The organism is Aeromonas sp. 25-248, assembly GCF_053005425.1.
Genome location: NZ_JBRKTB010000047.1, coordinates 1 through 243, shown reverse-complemented (window position 1 = coordinate 243; position 243 = coordinate 1). Strand labels below are relative to the sequence as shown.

Below are 243 nucleotides of genomic sequence, written 5' to 3'. Positions count from 1 at the left end.
CGTAGCTCAGCTGGATAGAGTACCTGGCTACGAACCAGGTGGTCAGAGGTTCGAATCCTCTCGGGCGCACCATATTTGACTCTTGGAGTCATGTGTTGACCATCAGCAAGTCGGCACTAAAGAAGGCTTACTGTTGAGTAAGCTTTTTTTATCGTTTGAAAACAGGGCGCCCGTAGCTCAGCTGGATAGAGTACCTGGCTACGAACCAGGTGGTCAGAGGTTCGAATCCTCTCGGGCGCACCA

At 51.9% G+C, this 243-nt stretch carries 1 tRNA gene; it reads left to right on the top strand.

Annotated elements, in window-relative coordinates:
* Window positions 1–166 precede the first annotated feature (166 nt).
* Window positions 167–243 (top strand) — tRNA-Arg (locus tag ACVDHI_RS20830).